The following is a 17,765-nucleotide window of genomic DNA, read 5'->3' on the forward strand; positions in this document are numbered from 1 at the left end:
TCATATCCTCAGTGTGAATGGGTCGCCTGGGCTGGCATTGCGGCGGCGTCTTGCGCACCACTGTTCTGCGCACGCATGCGGTCCAGTGCGCCGGAGATATTCGCCTCGGAATCAATCAGGAACAGACCGCTGGAGACCACTTTTTCACCTTCAGTCAGACCTGATCGAATAGCAGTAAGTCCTTGAGAATCATGGAATACTGTAACCTGTTTCGGCACAAATCGACCGTCGTTATCGACGGTGATCACCCGCTGCTCGGTGCCAGTATCTATCAATGCCTTAGAGGGAATTAGCAACATCGGTTCGCTTTGCGTTTTCAGTTGCAGGTAAGCATTCATCCCCGGTTTGAGCGCCTCGTCAGGATTATCGACCTGTAAACGGATCTGGAGCGTACGCGTGGTAGCATCAACGCTGGGTAAGATACTCCACTTGCTGATGGTGAAAGGCTTATCCGGCCAGGCGGGCACAGTGATGGTAAATTGCGAGGCGTCTTTAATCAGCCAGGCGATGGATTCCGGAACCGACGCGCTGACCCAAACCGGATCCATCCCCTGAATTTTCGCAACCACATTGTCTTTGGAAATGTTCATTCCGGTACGTAAATCGAATGCGGTGATCACCCCATCAATGGGGGCTTTCAGGGTAAAGCGAGTCTGAATTTTACGTGTCGATATTAAGCGCTGGATATCCGCCTCAGGCATACCGGCCAGACGTAATCTCTCCAGAATCCCTTCCACCTGCGTCGCACTGCCGCCGGTCTCTCGCAGCAATAAATATTCGCTCTGTGCCTCAACCCAGTCAGGGATCGTCAGGTCGATAAGCGGCGCACCTTGCTTAACTTTGTCACCCACGGTTAGCGGGTATACCTTCTCGATAAAACCTGCAGAGCGAGCCTGAACAATAACGAACTGGTATTCGTTGTAGCTTACGTTAGCCGGGAAAGTTTGCGCATAGTGCAATGGCCCACGACGCACTGGTTCAGTTTTTAGCCCTAAATTCTGGGTCTGAGTGGGGTCGATGCGCACACCAGTCGCTGACACGCTCGCGGTCTCTTCATCGGCATATTTCGGGATCAAGTCCATATCCATAAACGGCGATTTACCCGGCTTATCAAAGCGCGTATTCGGATACATGGGGTCGTACCAGAACAACACTTTTCTGTCTTCTTTTTGCGAAGTCTGCCCGGTTTCAGACGTTATTTTTGCTGATGAATAATAAGTATAAATACCGACAGAAATAACCCCACCGGCAATCATGCTGGCGAGAATAAGCGCGGTATTTTTAATCGTTAAAGACGCCATAGTGATTTCCATTGCGCGATAGTCTCACCCGCATTACGAAGAATCCGAGCAAGAATAAAAGAGACCTACGGGAACGTTATTTACTGATATGAATATCGCGTAGCACAGAGAGATTACCCTGCTGAATAAACGTAAACGCCACCTTATCGCCGGACTGAATATCGTCAGCTTTAGTGTCAGCAACCAGCGTGAAACGCATGGTCATGGCCGGCCAGTTCACTGCCGGAATAGGGTCATGTTTAATCGTGATTTTTTTACTTTCCATATCAACAGATTCAACCACCCCAGTGGCGCTAATGACCTGTTCCTGTTGAGCTGCTGGCTGCATACTCATCATCTCTCCATGTTGATGCTCATTGGCCTGAGCGTTAAACATGACCGCAGAGAAAAGGCTAAACAACACGGCTTTGGCAGTAGTATTCATTATTAATGCTCCTGAAAAATTAATATTAAGGATTACTCCACCCAACCGCCGCCTAAGGCAGCAAACAGCTTAATTTCATTAACCTGCTGGGCGTAATTAAGATCGAGCAGCGATTGCTGCGTGGCGAATAAAGAACGTTCGGCGTCCAGGACTTCGATATAACTAACCGCACCATGTTGATAAAGCGCTCTGGCGCGTTGCAGCGTGATTTGCAATGACTGCAGATAACGCTGCTGGCCGCTAATTTGATCGGCAATGCTTTGGCGCAACGCCAGCGCATCCGCCACCTCTTTAAATGCGTTCTGTATTTTTTGTTCATAATTCACCACCGATTGCTGTTGGCGAATTTCAGCGAGGTCGAGATTGGACTGATTACGTCCGGCGTTAAAAATGGGAATATCTATTTTGGGGACAAAATTCCACATGCCGCTGGCGGCATTAAATAGGCTGGAGAGATCGCTGCTGCTACTGGACACAGAACTGGTCAAGGTTATTGACGGGAAAAACGCTGCCCGTGCAGCGCCGATATTGGCATTCGCCGCCATTAATCCGTGCTCTGCTTCCAAAATATCCGGGCGCTGCAACAGTATTTGTGACGAGAGCGATGGTGGCAGCGTTACGGGTTTAATATCCCCGTGGCTGCGCATCTGGTCGTTGGGTAATTTCCCGTATGTGCCCAGCAACAGTTGCAGCGCGTTGTTCGCCTGCGCCAGTTCGCCTTTACGCTTCGCGATTTCGCTGCGTGTGCTTTCAATCACGCCCCGCGCCTGTTCCAGCGCCAATACGTTGGTGCTGCCGGTTAGCAGTTGTTTCTCCACAAAAGCGTAAGAACGCTGATAGTTTTGCAGCGTTTCCTCGGCAATTTTAAGCTGCGCATACGCCAGACGCTGATTGAAATAACTTTGCGATACATTGGAGATTAATGAGATGTGTACTGCCCGACGCGCCTCTTCGCTGGCAAAGAAGTTCTGTCGCTCGGCTTCACTCATATTCTTCAGCCGACCAAAGAAGTCCAGATCGAAACTGAGATTCAGCCCGGCCTCGAATTCTTTCTTTGTGCTGGTATCGCCTTTTAATTTACCGCTGTAAGTACTGCTGGAACCTGCCGTTATTTGCGGGTAGCGATCGGCGTCCGTGACCCCATATTGCGCTCTCGCTTCCTGAACTTTCAGCACAGCCATACGTAGATCGCGGTTTTTGACCAGCGCCTCGCCAATCAGCGCTTTTACCTGTGAGTCAACGAAGAAAGTCCGCCACCCCGTGTCCTGATATCCCATCGGTGCAGAAATCAGGGCATTCTGGCTCAAGGAGAATTGTTGCGGTACCGGCAACGCCGGGCGCTGATATTCTGGAGCCAATGAACAACCGGCGAGAATGAATATCGCGCTGAGGGTAAGAAGCTTAAATTTGCTCATAGTTCTTCTCGTCCTGACCGGACTGATGACCCTGAAATAAGTGGGAATTTATAGTGTTGTACTTTAACGAAACGACTCTGTTTAAGCGGTGACAGGAAAATGACAAAACTGTCATTTTCCCAATAACCGTTTGCTATCCGATCCCGCATCCCTAGAATTGAAAGTCCGCACACCCTGTGCGTGAAGGAGAATACAATGAAGGTTTTGATAGTCGAAGATGAGAAAAAAACCGGTGAATACCTGACGAAAGGCCTGACGGAGGCGGGTTTTGTCGTGGATTTAGCGGATAACGGCCTGAACGGGTACCATCTTGCGATGACCGGCGATTACGACCTGCTCATACTCGACATCATGCTGCCGGACGTAAACGGCTGGGATATCGTGCGGATGCTGCGTTCCGCCAACAAAGGGATGCCCATTCTTCTTCTCACCGCGCTGGGCACCATTGAACATCGGGTTAAAGGTCTGGAGCTCGGCGCGGATGATTACCTGGTTAAACCGTTCGCCTTCGCTGAGCTGCTGGCGCGGGTCAGAACGCTGCTGCGCCGGGGCGCGGCGGTGATCGTCGAAAGCCAGTTTCAGGTCGCAGATTTAATAGTTGATCTGGTGAGCAGAAAAGTCATCCGTAGCGGTACACGCATCACCCTGACCAGCAAAGAGTTTACCCTGCTTGAGTTTTTTCTGCGCCATCAGGGGGAAGTGTTACCCCGCTCGCTGATAGCCTCCCAGGTCTGGGACATGAATTTTGACAGTGATACCAATGCCATCGACGTCGCCGTGAAGCGTCTGCGCGCCAAAATTGATAACGACTTTGAGCCAAAACTGATTCAGACCGTGCGCGGTGTGGGCTATATGCTTGAGGTTCCCGATGCGCGGTAAACGATGGCGACGCCCTTTTTCGCTGGCAACACGACTGACCTTTTTTATCAGCCTGGCGACCATCGCTTCATTTTTCGCCTTTGCATGGATAATGATCCACTCTGTAAAGGTCCATTTCGCCGAACAGGACATTAATGATTTACAACAGATCAGCGCCACGCTGGAGCGAATTATTAACCAACCCAATGAGCCAGAATCACGTCGTCTGGAAACGCTAAAAAACGTGGTAGCAGGTTACTCGAACGTCATTATTTCGCTGGAAGATAGCAATCAGAAGGCTATTTTTCATTCGCCCAATGCCCCGGATCTCCGGCAATTTATCGCCAGCGCAAAGCCGGATAAAAATGCCCATGTCAGTGATGTTTTTATTATCTCTGGCCCAACGCTACAAACGTCCCAACATCTTCATGGACAGAAAACGTCGTCGAACTGGCGAATGATTCGCCTGCCGGTAGGACAGCTTGCTGATGGAAAAGCGGCGTATACGCTGTATCTGGCGTTATCGATAGACTTTCATTTGCACTATATTAACGACCTGAAAAACAAACTGATTATGACGGCATCGCTAATTAGCATGATGATTGTTTTTATCGTGCTGTTCGCCGTGTACAAAGGTCATGAACCGATCCGTAACGTCAGTCGCCGCATCCAAAATATCACCTCGAAAGATCTCGATGTGCGTCTCGATCCGCAGGCTGTGCCTATTGAACTGGAACAACTGGTCAGTTCGTTTAATCACATGATCGAGCGTATCGAGGACGTATTTAAACGTCAGTCGAATTTCTCGGCGGATATTGCCCATGAGATCCGCACCCCCATCACCAATCTGGTCACACAAACGGAAATTGCGCTCAGCCAGACCCGCAGCCAAAAAGAGCTGGAAGACGTGCTGTATTCCAATCTCGAAGAATTTGGTCGTATGTCGAAAATGGTCAGTGACATGCTGTTTCTGGCGCAGGCGGACAATAATCAGCTAATCCCGGAGAAGACAGCGCTGAATCTGGCTGATGAGGTGGGGAAAGTGTTCGACTTTTTCGAAGCCTGGGCAGAAGAGCGCGAGGTCGGCTTACGTTTTGAAGGACGCGCATGCTGGGTTTCAGGCGACCCGTTAATGCTACGCCGGGCGGTGAGTAATCTGCTTTCAAACGCCCTGCGCTACACGCCAAAAGGCGAGTCGGTCACCGTGCGAGTGAAAGACGCGGATGACCAGGTCCAGATAGTCGTGGAAAATCCCGGCCCCCAATCCCCCCTCAGCATCTCCCCCGACTCTTTGACCGATTTTACCGGGTAGACCCTTCACGCCAGCGTAAAGGTGAAGGCAGCGGTATTGGGCTGGCGATTGTGAAATCAATTGTCATCGCCCATCAAGGAAAAGTGGCGGTCACCTCCGATGCCCGCTCCACCCGCTTTATTCTGACGCTACCCAAGCACGCAGTATAATTCCTGGTGATGACGTTTCGGCGTCATCCTTATTCTCTGACACAACCGTCATAATCCTGTCACGTCACTGACTGTCCTCGCTCTTTATAATTTCTTCCGTAAACCCATACAGGAGAAATATGATGAACAAGATATCCTCTTTTTTCGCTATCGCGTTTTTTATCTCTGCTGGCGTTAATGCAGCAGAAACGTCACCCCACGCACAATCATTCTCACAAATGAATGAACATGAAAAAGCGATGGTAGTACATCAGTCGATGAATAATGGTCATTCCTATGCCCATGAGCAGCAGGCGGAAAAACACCGCGCACAGGCAAACTGTGTGCAGTAACAGATAACGCTAAAGAGCGCTGCGATCACAGCGCTCACAATAACCCTGAGCTAAAGTATGCCGTTTTAATACTGGAGTCAGATGTGGCTTTAACCCTCACGGTATTGCTTGAAAACCGGCGCGCGACTGGCGCAGATAAATCATTACGGGCAAAGCCTGGACTCAGTCTGTTGGTTCAGGATAAAACCACCACCATACTGTTTGATACCGGGCCGGACGACAGCTTCATACTTAACGCCGCGCAAATGGGGGTTGATTTATCGCAGCTTGACGCCGTGGTGCTTTCGCACGGCCATTACGATCATTGTGGCGGCGTGCCGTGGCTTGCGGATAACAGTCGTGTTATTTGCCATCCTCAAATCGCCTGTGAGCGTTACGCCTCAATCACTCTTGCGGGAACGCCGCGAAAAATAAAAAAACTCTCCCGCGATAACGACTACTCTCGACTTGTGATGGAATACACCCGCAAACCATTGGCTATTAGCGATCGATTTTTATGGTCCGGGGAAATTAGCGTTCCCACTCCGCAGGCCTATGGCGTTATTAGTGAGAAAACGCCTCAACCGGATTACATCAGCGATGAAGGCGTATTGATTTATAAATCTGAACGCGGATTAGTCATCATTACCGGCTGCGGGCATCGGGGAATTGAGAATATCGTACGCCATTGCCAAAACATCACCGGCGTTAACAAAATTTACGCCGTCATCGGCGGATTCCATTTACGCGCAGCCTCCCCCGCTAAACTATGGCGGACGCGAAAGTTTATTAAGCAACAGCAACCGGAAAAGCTGCTCGGCTGTCATTGCACCGGTTCGTGGGGACGCTTGTGGCTACCGGGATCTGACGCCCCGGCAACGGGAGATGTCATTGTGCTGGCAGAGTAACGACAGTAAACATTGCCAAAGCAGCAATAAAAAACGGGAACCTTTCGGTTCCCGTTTATCAACCACCATTACATTGTGACGATTGCGGGTTCATCAAAAACAGTGAGTTTTGGTGCTTCACCGGTGAATTTTTCTGCGTATACCAGACTGGTATTCCCCGCACAGCCATTCGCCAGCCTTGACGTCGGGATATCCGCCGTCAGCACGTTCGCGCCGCCGTTTTTGCAGATGCCGTTTTCGATATCCGGCCAGGCGCCTTCATGGATACAGATGATTCCCGGTTTGATGCCATCACTGACGTGGGCGCCAACCAGCACCTGACCACGCGCATTCCATACGCGTACCAGATCGCCCTCAACAATGCCCCTGGCTTTCGCATCATCCGGGTGAATTGTTACCGGCTCCCGATCAGCAATCGCGTACTCTTTACGCAACGACGCGTAGTTCAACTGACTGTGCAGACGATGTGCCGGATGCGCCGTCAGTAGCTGCAGCTGATCCTTATCCGCCGTTCCTTTCCACTCATCCGGTTCAATCCATGACGCATGCGGCGGGCAGTCTTTGTACTGATAGCCTTCAATCGTTTTCGAGTAGATTTCTATCTTACCACTCGGCGTTCCGAGTGCATTCATCACCGGATCGCTGCGGAATTCTGCGTAGCGCACATATTTGTTGTTCTTTTCATTCTCACGCATTTCAATCAGTTTGTTCTGCTCCCAGAACGCATTGAACTGAGGCATGGCGACGCGCTGGGCACGGGCGGCTTTTTGCGCGACATCATAGAACTGCTTCAGCCACGCCATTTCGTCTTTGCCCTCGGTATAAACCGCTTTTCCTCCCGGCTTGAGCATCTCAGACAGATCGGCAAATACGTCAAAGTCGCTACGTGCTTCAAATTGCGGCGCGATGACCTGCTTCATCGGTACCAGATGCTGGTTACTATAGTCACCGGTCATGGTCAGATCGTTGCGCTCGAACGACGTGGTGATCGGCAGAACAATATCGGCGTGTTTGGCCGCTGCGGTCCAGTAGCACTCAGAGATGACAACCAGCTCAGGCTTCTGCCAGGCTTTGATTAAGCGGTTGGTATCTTGATGATGGGTAAAGTTAGCGCCGCCCGCCCACCAGATCATTTTGATATCCGGGAAAGTTTGCTCTTTACCGTTATGCTGATATTTGCCGCCAGGGTTTTCCAGCGCTTCAACAATTCGCGCTACCGGCAGGCTGGTCACCGCATCGGAAACCGCCCAGTCGTTGCCCGCTGATGACCCGCCTTCAATTTTGGCGGAGATGGCTGGCAATACCCCACCGGTGCGTGTTGGGTTACCGCCGTTGGAATAGTGATACGAGAACCCGAAGCCGCCGCCTTCGGTACCAATTTGCCCCAGCATCGCCGCCAGCGTTACCAGCATCCAGTGTTTTTGCTCACCATATTGCTGGCGCTGAATCCCCCAACCCGCCATGAGCATCGTTTTATTGCTGGAGAAAATTTCCGCCAGCTTCTCCAGTTGCTCAGCGGGTACGCCGCACACGCCGGAAGCCCACTCGGCGGTTTTCTCTATTTTGTCGCTCTTGCCATGTAAATACTCTTCAAACTGCGGGTATCCGGTGGTGTATTTTTCCAGGAAGGCTTTGTCGTGGAGATTTTTCTTCACCAGTGTATGGGCGATCCCCAGCATCATCGCCACATCGGTCCCCATATGTGGCGCAATCCAGGTGGCATTATCACCAAAGAATTCGATGGTTTCAGAACGCATCGGGTCGATGGCAATGACACTTTTGCCTGATTTCTTCAGCAGATTAAAGTATTCAATCCCCTGTTCATCCGTGCTGCTCCAGGCAATCTTGAGGGTGTTTAGCGGGTTCATCCCCCACAGCACCACGACCTGACTGTGCTCTAGCACCATCGGCCAGGTGGTTTGCTGTTCATAAACTTCAACCGATCCCACAACGTAAGGCATGATCACCTGCGCGGCCCCGGTTGAATAATCTCCGGTATGACCGGCGTAGCCACCCGCCATGCTCATATAGCGTTGCAGTAAGGTTTGCGCTTTATGCAGAACCCCGCTGGAGCGCCAGCCATAAGAACCGGCAAATATTGAGGACGGGCCATAGCTGCTACGGATCCGGCTATGCTGCTCATGAATGAGCTTCAGCGCCTGCTCCCAGCTAACCCGCACGAAGGGATCGTTTCCACGTTTACCATCCGCTTTACCCGGGTTTTCCAGATAGCTTTTGCGCACCATCGGATATTTTACGCGGATATTGGTATGGACCTGATCCGGTGCGGTTTGCTGTAGCGAGTTCGGCACCGTCTTAGGCAATGCACCTTTTGAGGAAACCACTTTGCCGTCTTTTACTTCTACGTATACCGCGCCCCAACGGGCTGCCGTCAGGATCGCTCCGCCATTTTGACCTTCGGCCCAGGCTGGCATTGGGATCACCGAAGAAATCGCCATGGTTCCGGTTGCCGCGCCAGCCGTCTTGATAAAGTCACGTCTTGTGAGTTTCATGATTTCTCCTGATTTATCGCTTATTTATTCATGTCTTTAGCGTTGTACTGGAAGTAACGGCTCAGGATATCCAGTTCGTTTTCACTGATATTGGTACGAGCACCCATCCCTTTTGCCACTGAAGGCCAGGCGTTGAGCGTGAAATGATTCGCCGGAATTGGCGCATGACAGCCCGCGCAGTACACATTGTCGAGTTTGCGTGCGTAATCCCACATAGGCTCGCGGCTGGCGAGGGCCGAACCGCTCCATTCGCCCTGCAGCACGACATCTCGCCAGGCATTACCGTAATCATCTTTTTTCCAGTCGGAGAGAATCTTCAGCGACTGCTGACCTTTTTCACTCAGGCTGGCAAGAATCAAACGCTGTCCTGCCGCGTAGTAAATGACCTGTTCACTTCCCTGCATCTGGCTACCACGAATCTCAACCAGTCGCGTATTGTCCGTTGTTTTCAGAACCTGCATTTGTGTTGCCGGGTAAACGGTTCCCAGATCGCCCAGCGCGGTATTGCTTACGGCATAAAGCTCAGTTGCCGAAGCTGGAGTGGAGGCTGACTGCGCTTCAAGCCCTTTGAGCGCGCTGTCATCCATTTTGACTTCGGGTGGGAAGTGGGCGACCCCTTTGTGGCAATCAATACAGGTTTGCTTTTCTGTGATGCCCATTTTGTGCATTTTCTGGGCATCCGCACTCTGTGCGGCAAGGTCCATCGCGTCCATGCTGTGACAGCTCCGGCAGGTCGCAGAATCACTTGCCTTAAGCTGGGCCCAGACGGTTTGCGCCATCTCCAGACGGTGTTCTTCATATTTTTCCGGAGTATCGATCTTTTTGGTTATGAACTGATGGTAAACATCTTTTGAGGCCCGCAGCTTAGCCACCAGGTAGTCCAGTCCCCCTTGCGGGATATGACAGTCCGCGCACTCTGCGCGAATGCCTTTCTGATTCTGGAAGTGAACCGAGCCGGTATATTCCTCATAGGGGGCCTGCATCGTATGGCAAGACAAACAGAATTCCGTGCTCGAGGTTTTGTGTAATGTCCATTGCCCAGCCAATACAATAATGCCCCCCAGAACAACGCACAGCAGCATCGTCCAGAGGATTGTTTTATTTATTTTTCTCATCTTTTATTCCCACAAGACGAATACCCTTTTATAGGTAGACAATAATTATCCAAAAGCAGCTGCTTATTGATATTCATCAACTGAAGAGAGAAATGAGAATTAGCATGCGGTTAAGTTTGAAGGGACTCGCATATTTAATGAGAACGAAATGTAAATACCAAATTTAGATTAAAATCAGAATTTTAATCTACACTTAAGGTTTATTAATCTATTGATAATTAAAAAATCAGAATAAAAGATGGATGGCTGTGTAGCGTCGATAAAATTCTCCCCTTAACAATACTCGTTATATAATTAAATATATAATGAAGGGAAGTAAAAAACGCCCCCTTTACTATTTAGCAATCGTGAGTGTTAAAGAAAATATCCCCTTGCGGTTTTGATCAGACATACATCGCGCCAGGATTTGCGGCACATATCTTTCATTGAAACACATTTATGCACCTAACCTTGATCTGGTCACTTATTATACAGAAACAACTTTCGCTACACTTAGGGGAGAGGTAAACAAACAGGAGGTAGTGAATATGTATCGCTCAATTCTGGTGCCCATTGATATCTCTGAAACCGATTTAACCCGCCATGTTGTTCCACAGGTCCAGGCGCATGCCAAAACCGCGAAGGTCCACTTTTTAGCCGTTATTCCTACCGTTCCGTTTTATGCCTCGCTGGGGCTGGCCTATTCAACTGAATTCCCGGATAGAAGTGGTCTGCAGGCCAAGGCCAGCGAAAAACTTGAAGAGATTGTTAAGCAGTTCAATATTCCTGCAGGCAGGAGTCAAACTCATGTCGTTTACGGCCCGCCAAAGGATCAGATCCTCAAACTGGCGGAATCAGTAGACGCCGAGCTTATTATCATCGCCTCACATAAACCCGGTTTTAGCACTTATCTGCTGGGTTCAACGGCAGCAGCCGTGGTACGCCATGCGAAATGTCCGGTGCTGGTTGTGCGGTGAGATGAGTAAAATGGGAGCGAATGTGCTAATGCCATTCAGTTCACGAAGATGAATGACCCTGGAAATAACTGAGAGTGGAACAGCCGTAACGAGGTCATCGCTTCAACGCCCTGATTTCCAGTTAAATTTGTTTTGCTGTTCAGCGATTTTTCAAATAAAAGCGTAGGAGGTCAGGTGTGGACTGGTCCGGCTGAAAATTGCCGACGTGTTTCCGTAAGGCCGGGATTGTTAAGGGTACGGCGATAGTACCCTTAACACGTTCACAGGCAGTATCGTTTCAGAGAAGTGAAAAACATAAGGTGAACGTAGCAATACGACGGAGGCAACAAATTCATTACCTCCGGATATGCTGCTCTCAGCTCTGATTATCCAGCCTGACCAAAGCCAGCAACAGCTGACTTAGCGCGCCGTAAAAACCAAAGGCATCATACCGACAGCATTTGGCGGTGAAGTCCGGTAACCAGCGTAACAACCCCGTCAGCGTCTCTCTGCGTAACGCATCAACACGCTGAGGGTTTAGCTCCGACTCCCCCAGAGAAAAGTGCAAATGGCTCAGCAATTCAATAAAAATAGCCACATGATCGGCTGACTCGCTAAACGCATCGCTTACCTGCATGCCCGCATCGGATAACAGTTGTTTAATGACTCCGTAGTTCGGCCCGCCTTCAAGATGAGCCGACGCATAGGGTAACGCCGCGTGTTTATCCGACATCAGGAACAGGCTGCAAAAATCAGCCGCCAGTTCCAGAGTGGCGTCTTCACGCGCCTTCAGCGCAGCAGTTTTTTCCTCCAGTAAAAGGACCTGCGCCTCAAGCAACGGTTCAACTTTTAACACCGCGAACCAATCCGCCATTTCGCTGGACTGTAAAAGCGCCAGGCTTTCATCGTCACGCTCCCGGGAAAACAGCTGCGCCAGCCAGGCGTACACGCAGGCCATTTGTTCTGTTGTCAGGGAAGAGTGTTTCGTCATGACGTCACCTTCTCTGCCGGAACATATTCGCACTGCGCCACCATTTTGATCGGGCCGCTGAACGCCGTCACGTTATCCACTTTGCCGGTGTATTTCTCAATTTCCACCAGCGTAGTATGGGCGCTGGTCGCCTGCGCCAGCTGAGACGTGCCGATATCGATCGTTAACACGTTCGGATTGCCGTATTTACACAGCGCTCCGGTTTCCCCGCCGTTATCAGGATCGTACCACGCACCTTCATGAATACGCGCCACACCCGGCGAGTAGAGGTCGGAGACAACCGCCCCGGCCAGTACTTGTCCACGTGCGTTAAACACACGGACAATATCGCCATTGTGAATTCCTCTGACGCTGGCATCCTGCGGGTTGATAAACACCGGCTCTTTACCACTTACCGCATAATGCTTACGCAGCGCTTCAGACTCACAAAGCTGCGAGTGCAGACGGAAATCCGGGTGCACGGATTGCAAATGCAGCGGCCAACGCTGCGAACCGGGTCCACCGTGTGAGCGTTCGATTTTCTCGAACCACATCGGATGCCCCTGGCAGTCGTCATACTGCATATCGGCAATGGTTTTGGAGAAAATCTCGATTAAACCGCTCGGCGTGCCGAGCGGCTCAAGGTCGGGATCTTCGCGGAAGGCCTGATGACGTACAAACATCTGCGGATGTTCGAATTCAACGTACTCTTGCTGATTCCAGAAAACATCAAAAGCCGGAAGATGAACACCACGCCCTTTCCCCTGCTGGCTTCCTTCCTGCCAGATCCGTTTCAACCAGCCCATCTCATCCAGCCCTTCGGTGAACGCTTCTTCACGATTAAAACGGCGGCAGAGATCGCGGAAAATATCGAAATCATTACGCGCTTCAAATTGTGGCTGCACCAGCTGTTTCATGGCGATAATGCCACGGTTGGAGTGGTTGCCATACTGGTCGAGATCGTTACGCTCAAACTGGGTCGTCGCGGGCAATACGATGTCAGCGAATCGACAAGTCGAGGTCCATTGATTATCAATGGCGATAACCGTTTCCAGCTTACGCCAGCCCTCAATAATACGATTGATCTGCTGGTGACGATGGAAAGGGTTGGTCCCGGCAAAAACGCACATCTTCAACGGCGGCAACTTGACGGTTTTGCCGTTCCAGTTAATGTTTTTGCCCGGCTCCAGAATCGCATCGATAAAACGCGCGATCGGGATGGTGCTGCTATAGCCCTTATAATCGGTGCTGTCATGCACAGGAGGCACGGTGGTGGAGCCAGAAAAACCGCTCAGGATAATCCCTTTACGCCCCGGCGTTCCCGCACCGTTATAGTGCCAGCCAAAGCCAAAGCCGCCGCCGGGTAAACCGATTTGTCCGAGCATCGAGGCCAGCACCACGATCATCCACGCCCACTGTTCCCCATGCTGCATACGCTGGACGCACCAGCCGGCGATAATCTGCGTTCTTCCGCTCGCCATCTGCCGCGCCAGTTCACGGATTGTGTCGGCATCGATACCACATAGTTTTTCCGCCCACTGGGCATCTTTAGGCTGTCCGTCACTGTCACCCAGCAGATAAGGCAGAAACTGCTCAAACCCAACACAGTAGGTATCAAGGAAATGTTGGTCGTAGAGCTTCTCGGTATAGAGCGTATGTGCGAGCGCCAGCTGTAGCGGCACATCGGCCTGCGGGTTCACGGCAATGTGCTTAACCTTGTCGCGGCCCAGATAGTCATGCGTTGAGGTGACGACCGGGTCAACGCTGATGACCGAAATCTCACCACGCGCTACCTTATCCTTCAGTTGCTCGTAGTATTCATAGACATCATGATCCGGACACCACCAGTTCGCCTGCTGGTTTTTAATCAGATCGGAGCCCCACAGCACAATCGTTTTGCTGTTTTGCAGCACCAGCGGCCAGGAAGTCTGCTGCTCATATACCTCCATTGACCCTACCACGCGCGGCAGAATGACCTGAGCCGCACCGGTAGAATAGTCGCCCCCAGTGCTCACGCTGTTACCATGCAGCGCAATGGCACGTGCCAGCATCCCGGAAGCATTGTGGAACATGCCGGTAGATTGCCAGCCGCTGGCTGTCAGCAGCGCGCTTGGGCCATAGGTCTTCTGAATGCGTTCCAGCTCCTGGTAGAAGAAATCCAGCGCTTCATCCCACGAAACGCGCACAAAGCGATTATCTCCACGCTGCGTGGTATCGCTCTGATGACGTTTACGCAACCAATCAACGCGGACCATTGGATAGCGAATACGCGCGTTACCATGCACGTGATCCGGCAGTCCAGCGATCATTTTTGACGGATACTTATCGCGTTCAAACGGTTTGGCCTCAATAAACCGACCATCAACTACGGTGGCGCGGATTGCCCCCCAGTGAGATCCGGTCAGGATCCCCTCTTTTACGCCAGCGCCCTGCACCTCTGCGGCGTTGGCGCTACGCGGTGTGAGCAGAGAAGGTCCTAACATACCGGCTACAGTCAAACCGCCCAACTGCAGCAGAAAACGTCGCCGAGAAGCCTGAAAGAGATCGTTATTTTTCATTGCTTTCTCCTTTATCGCCATGCGGCTTTTCCGAGGTGTCAGAGGCATTCATCTGCAAGTATTTCAGCAAGGTACGTTCTTCACGTTTGTCCAGACTGGTAAAGCCAATCATGCCGTTCAACGTGCCAATCCAGCCGTTGGCGTCAAAATGCTCTTTCTCAGGCGCGCCGTGGCACTGATTACAGGTTCCGTTATAGAGCGAATCGGCATAAGCCCAGATAGGCTTAATGTCGTTGACCATATCGCCCTTCTGCATCCAGGCGGTGGCCTGCAGCTTGCTCCATTGCGTGTTCGTTTCTGCAACGGTGGTTTGCTCCAGCGTTTTCACGTGCTGTTGGATGTCGCCGCGAATAGAGGCCACAAAAATGCGCTTGCCCGGCAATTGCGCCAGCACGCGCTGACGTCCGTCACTCTCAGTCCAGCCCACAATTTCAATTTGCAGCCAGTCGCCGTCACGCTTTAACACTTTCACTTCCGAAGCGGGCAGCAGTGAACCTGCAGGTTCTTTATCACCCTTGGCGGCATAGATAGGTTTGATGTCCAGAGAGTAGAGCGTATCGCCGTCGTCGTTTGCATTGGCGCGTAACTGGTCAAACTGCTTGCGGAAACCGCTGCTCATATCGGGAAGCTGATGCGCAATACCTTTATGGCAGTCGATACAAGATTGATTATCCTTAGCCGCAATCTTCATCTGGCGCGCGGCTTCAGGATGCTGTTTCGCATGATCCATCGCGTCATAGTTATGACAGGAACGACAAGTTGCGGAGTTGTTCTCCTTCATTCGCGCCCATTCACGCTCCGCCAGCTCGGCGCGCTTGGCCTCGAATTTTTCAGGAGTATCAATAGAGTGGGCAACAAAGGTCTGGTAAATATCGTTACTCGCTTCCAGCTTACGTTTCACCATGCCTGGGATATCTGATGGAATGTGGCAATCATGACACTCTGCGCGCACCCCGGAGGCATTCTGAAAATGCGCTGACTGTTTATATTCTTCGTAAACCGGCTGCATGCTGTGGCAACTCACGCAAAATTCGGTTGAACTGGTTAATTTAATACCCACGTGCGGCAAGACGATCAGCGCGATACCGACCACAATCCCGATGACCACCAGCGCTAACACTGACCAACGTGCGCTCGGTCTGAGCAGCGCCCTCCATAGTTTCCGCATAATAGCCCCTGTATTTTTATGGTTTAGTTACAGAGGATCTTATTTCGCAAATATGAACGGCAACACTGGTCATGATGAATGGCTTACGGCACAATGTGAACAGATATGAACAGAAAGAGACAGCAAACAGGATGTCGCATCACATTGTCATTGTTGAGGATGAGCCCGTTACACAGGCACGGTTACAGGCCTATTTTGAACAGGAAGGTTATCAGGTCTCGGTCGCAGCCAGCGGTGCTGGCCTACGTGAAATCATGTCGCAGCACGCAGTCGATCTCATTCTGTTAGATATCAACCTCCCGGATGAAAATGGCTTAATGCTAACCCGCGCTCTGCGTGAACGCTCGACGGTGGGGATCATTCTGGTGACGGGTCGCTGTGACCAAATTGACCGTATCGTTGGCCTGGAAATGGGGGCCGATGATTATGTCACTAAGCCGCTGGAGCTACGTGAACTGGTGGTACGGGTGAAAAATTTGCTTTGGCGTATCGACCTTGCCCGCCAGGCGCAACCGGAGACCAAAGACAACTGCTATCAGTTTGCCGGATATTGTCTGAACGTTTCCCGCCATACCCTGGAACTGGGCGATGAGGCAATCAAACTCACCCGCGCCGAGTATGAAATGCTGGTCGCTTTTGTTACCAATCCAGGGGAAATTCTCAGTCGCGAACGTTTACTGCGCATGCTGTCAGCACGACGGGTAGACAATCCTGACTTACGCACCGTGGACGTACTGATCCGCCGTTTACGCCACAAGCTGCGGGCTGATTTACTGGTAACGCAGCACGGGGAAGGCTACTTTTTAGCAGCTGACGTGTACTGATACACAGGACGGAATCCGCCGGGTGACAGCGAGTGCTTAATATGCTGGCTGTCGGCATTTTTCGGGGTGAGTATCAGGATCGGTGGGCTGATATTTTCCGGCACCGGCTGCCCTTGTAACACCCTGATGGCCTGTTGAATCGCCAGTTCACCTTGCCAGACCATTTGATCGCTGGCAGCCATAATGATTCTTGCGCGTTTAAGCCCGCGATACACCTGATGCGAAAGATAAAATGAGACAACGGTTAACGGCGCGCCCTGATTGCGCCTCTCCCCCATCGCCGCTTCCGCAGCAATAGCCGTACCCGCAACCACGTCGACATCCGGGTGACGCTCCAGCATCTCCTGCAACAGGTTGCGCTGAACTTCAATATCATTGTCTCCCAACGCCACATCCACAATCTGCACCTGACTGCCAGCAATCGCCTGGCGGAATCCATCCACCATCTCACGACTGCCTCCGGCATCATCAGGCCCAGGCAATAATAAGACCTTTAACGGTTTGCCCGCGCTCCACTTAACCAGATAGCGGCCTGGCTGGTAACCCATCTGGAACCATGGAACCCCCACCCGGGCTTTTACCGCCGCGTCGTGGAGAGCATTCACTACCTCAATAACCGGCAGCGTACCAACCTGCGCCTGCAAATCCGGAAAAGTCGTTGTGCTGCTGCCCAATAAAATGGCATCCGCGCCCCATTGCTGGCACTGGGCGATTTGTTTTTTTTGTGTGTCGAACTGGCGATACCCTCCCGCCTCGAACACCTTCAGGCTTACTCCATATTTTTTTGCCGCCTCAAGCATGCCGTAATTCACGGAAAGCCAGTAGGAATCCTTCAGGCTGGGATATAACGCGCACAGTTTCCAGACTTTGCTTGCAGTAAGGTCCGTCTGCGTCGCCGAGACTGCCTGCCGGGTGTCCTGCCAGCGCAGCAGTGCGGACCCGGCCGCATGACTTAAGCCGGGAAAAAGTGTGATCAGCAGGAAAACCAATACGCGCATGATAGC

At 51.5% G+C, this 17,765-nt stretch carries 14 protein-coding genes and 1 pseudogene; 6 read left to right on the forward strand and 9 right to left on the reverse strand.

Translation table 11 applies throughout. The annotated features are described in order from the left end of the window. Positions 1 to 8: 8 nt before the first annotated feature. The 3 genes from NMD08_RS19075 to NMD08_RS19085 all read right to left on the reverse strand — a co-directional run bounded on the left by NMD08_RS19075 (position 9) and on the right by NMD08_RS19085 (position 3,140). On the reverse strand, positions 9 to 1,301 hold the full coding sequence (locus tag NMD08_RS19075) for an efflux RND transporter periplasmic adaptor subunit (RefSeq protein ID WP_370618785.1): 1,293 nt from the start codon (positions 1,299 to 1,301) through the stop codon (positions 9 to 11). A gap of 76 nt (positions 1,302 to 1,377) precedes the next feature. Beyond that, positions 1,378 to 1,725 (reverse strand): cation efflux system protein CusF, encoded by a 348-nt coding sequence (cusF, locus tag NMD08_RS19080; RefSeq protein ID WP_151218694.1) that lies wholly within the window; start codon positions 1,723 to 1,725, stop codon positions 1,378 to 1,380. A 32-nt stretch (positions 1,726 to 1,757) separates the two neighbouring features. Next, positions 1,758 to 3,140: an efflux transporter outer membrane subunit gene (locus NMD08_RS19085; RefSeq protein ID WP_370618787.1), complete on the reverse strand. Its 1,383-nt coding sequence runs from the start codon at positions 3,138 to 3,140 to the stop codon at positions 1,758 to 1,760. A 195-nt stretch (positions 3,141 to 3,335) separates the two neighbouring features. Here NMD08_RS19085 and cusR point away from each other — a divergent pair, with 195 nt between their 5' ends. The 4 genes and pseudogenes from cusR to NMD08_RS19105 all read left to right on the forward strand — a co-directional run bounded on the left by cusR (position 3,336) and on the right by NMD08_RS19105 (position 6,678). Continuing rightward, positions 3,336 to 4,019, forward strand: a complete 684-nt coding sequence (gene cusR / locus NMD08_RS19090) for a copper response regulator transcription factor CusR (protein WP_151218692.1) — start codon at positions 3,336 to 3,338, stop codon at positions 4,017 to 4,019. Next, positions 4,009 to 5,459 (forward strand): annotated as a pseudogene (locus NMD08_RS19095) (Cu(+)/Ag(+) sensor histidine kinase). Before cusR ends, NMD08_RS19095 begins: the two are co-directional and overlap by 11 nt. 122 nt (positions 5,460 to 5,581) lie before the next feature. After that, positions 5,582 to 5,791, forward strand: a complete 210-nt coding sequence (locus NMD08_RS19100; protein ID WP_187253028.1) for a hypothetical protein — start codon at positions 5,582 to 5,584, stop codon at positions 5,789 to 5,791. Positions 5,792 to 5,874: 83 nt separating this feature from the next. Next, a complete protein-coding gene (locus NMD08_RS19105) occupies positions 5,875 to 6,678 on the forward strand; it encodes an MBL fold metallo-hydrolase (RefSeq protein ID WP_187252860.1) in 804 nt (267 codons plus the stop codon). Between the two features lie 68 nt (positions 6,679 to 6,746). Here NMD08_RS19105 and NMD08_RS19110 read toward each other — a convergent pair whose 3' ends face one another. Both NMD08_RS19110 and NMD08_RS19115 read right to left on the reverse strand, forming a co-directional pair. Then, positions 6,747 to 9,191, reverse strand: coding sequence for a trimethylamine-N-oxide reductase 2 (locus NMD08_RS19110; RefSeq protein WP_370618789.1), 2,445 nt, complete (start codon positions 9,189 to 9,191; stop codon positions 6,747 to 6,749). A gap of 20 nt (positions 9,192 to 9,211) precedes the next feature. After that, positions 9,212 to 10,306 (reverse strand): NapC/NirT family cytochrome c, encoded by a 1,095-nt coding sequence (locus NMD08_RS19115; RefSeq protein ID WP_151218688.1) that lies wholly within the window; start codon positions 10,304 to 10,306, stop codon positions 9,212 to 9,214. A gap of 527 nt (positions 10,307 to 10,833) precedes the next feature. Here NMD08_RS19115 and uspF point away from each other — a divergent pair. Further along, complete coding sequence (gene uspF / locus NMD08_RS19120; RefSeq protein ID WP_187252863.1) at positions 10,834 to 11,262, forward strand: universal stress protein UspF; 429 nt, start codon at positions 10,834 to 10,836, stop codon at positions 11,260 to 11,262. Positions 11,263 to 11,617: 355 nt separating this feature from the next. On the opposite strand, the gene torD is transcribed toward uspF, so the two are convergent. Genes torD through torC form a run of 3 tightly spaced genes read right to left on the reverse strand, consistent with a single transcriptional unit; the run spans position 11,618 to position 15,937 of the window. Next, positions 11,618 to 12,232, reverse strand: coding sequence for a molecular chaperone TorD (torD, locus tag NMD08_RS19125; protein ID WP_286543093.1), 615 nt, complete (start codon positions 12,230 to 12,232; stop codon positions 11,618 to 11,620). Beyond that, positions 12,229 to 14,769 carry a trimethylamine-N-oxide reductase TorA gene (gene torA, locus NMD08_RS19130; RefSeq protein WP_252837977.1) on the reverse strand — a complete coding sequence of 847 codons (2,541 nt, stop codon included), beginning with the start codon at positions 14,767 to 14,769 and terminating at the stop codon, positions 12,229 to 12,231. Before torA ends, torD begins: the two co-directional genes overlap by 4 nt. Then, the gene (gene torC / locus NMD08_RS19135) at positions 14,759 to 15,937 is read right to left on the reverse strand and encodes a pentaheme c-type cytochrome TorC (protein ID WP_151218685.1); all 1,179 of its coding nucleotides are present in this window, start codon (positions 15,935 to 15,937) and stop codon (positions 14,759 to 14,761) included. Before torC ends, torA begins: the two co-directional genes overlap by 11 nt. 131 nt (positions 15,938 to 16,068) lie before the next feature. Here torC and torR point away from each other — a divergent pair, with 131 nt between their 5' ends. Continuing rightward, on the forward strand, positions 16,069 to 16,761 hold the full coding sequence (gene torR / locus NMD08_RS19140; RefSeq protein WP_151218684.1) for a two-component system response regulator TorR: 693 nt from the start codon (positions 16,069 to 16,071) through the stop codon (positions 16,759 to 16,761). On the opposite strand, the gene torT is transcribed toward torR, so the two are convergent. Beyond that, positions 16,734 to 17,759 (reverse strand): TMAO reductase system periplasmic protein TorT, encoded by a 1,026-nt coding sequence (gene torT, locus NMD08_RS19145; protein ID WP_370618792.1) that lies wholly within the window; start codon positions 17,757 to 17,759, stop codon positions 16,734 to 16,736. The two genes, torR and torT, sit on opposite strands and share 28 nt — an antisense overlap. Positions 17,760 to 17,765: the final 6 nt, after the last annotated feature.

The sequence above is a fragment of the Citrobacter meridianamericanus genome (assembly GCF_041320245.1).
Lineage (GTDB): Bacteria > Pseudomonadota > Gammaproteobacteria > Enterobacterales > Enterobacteriaceae > Citrobacter > Citrobacter meridianamericanus.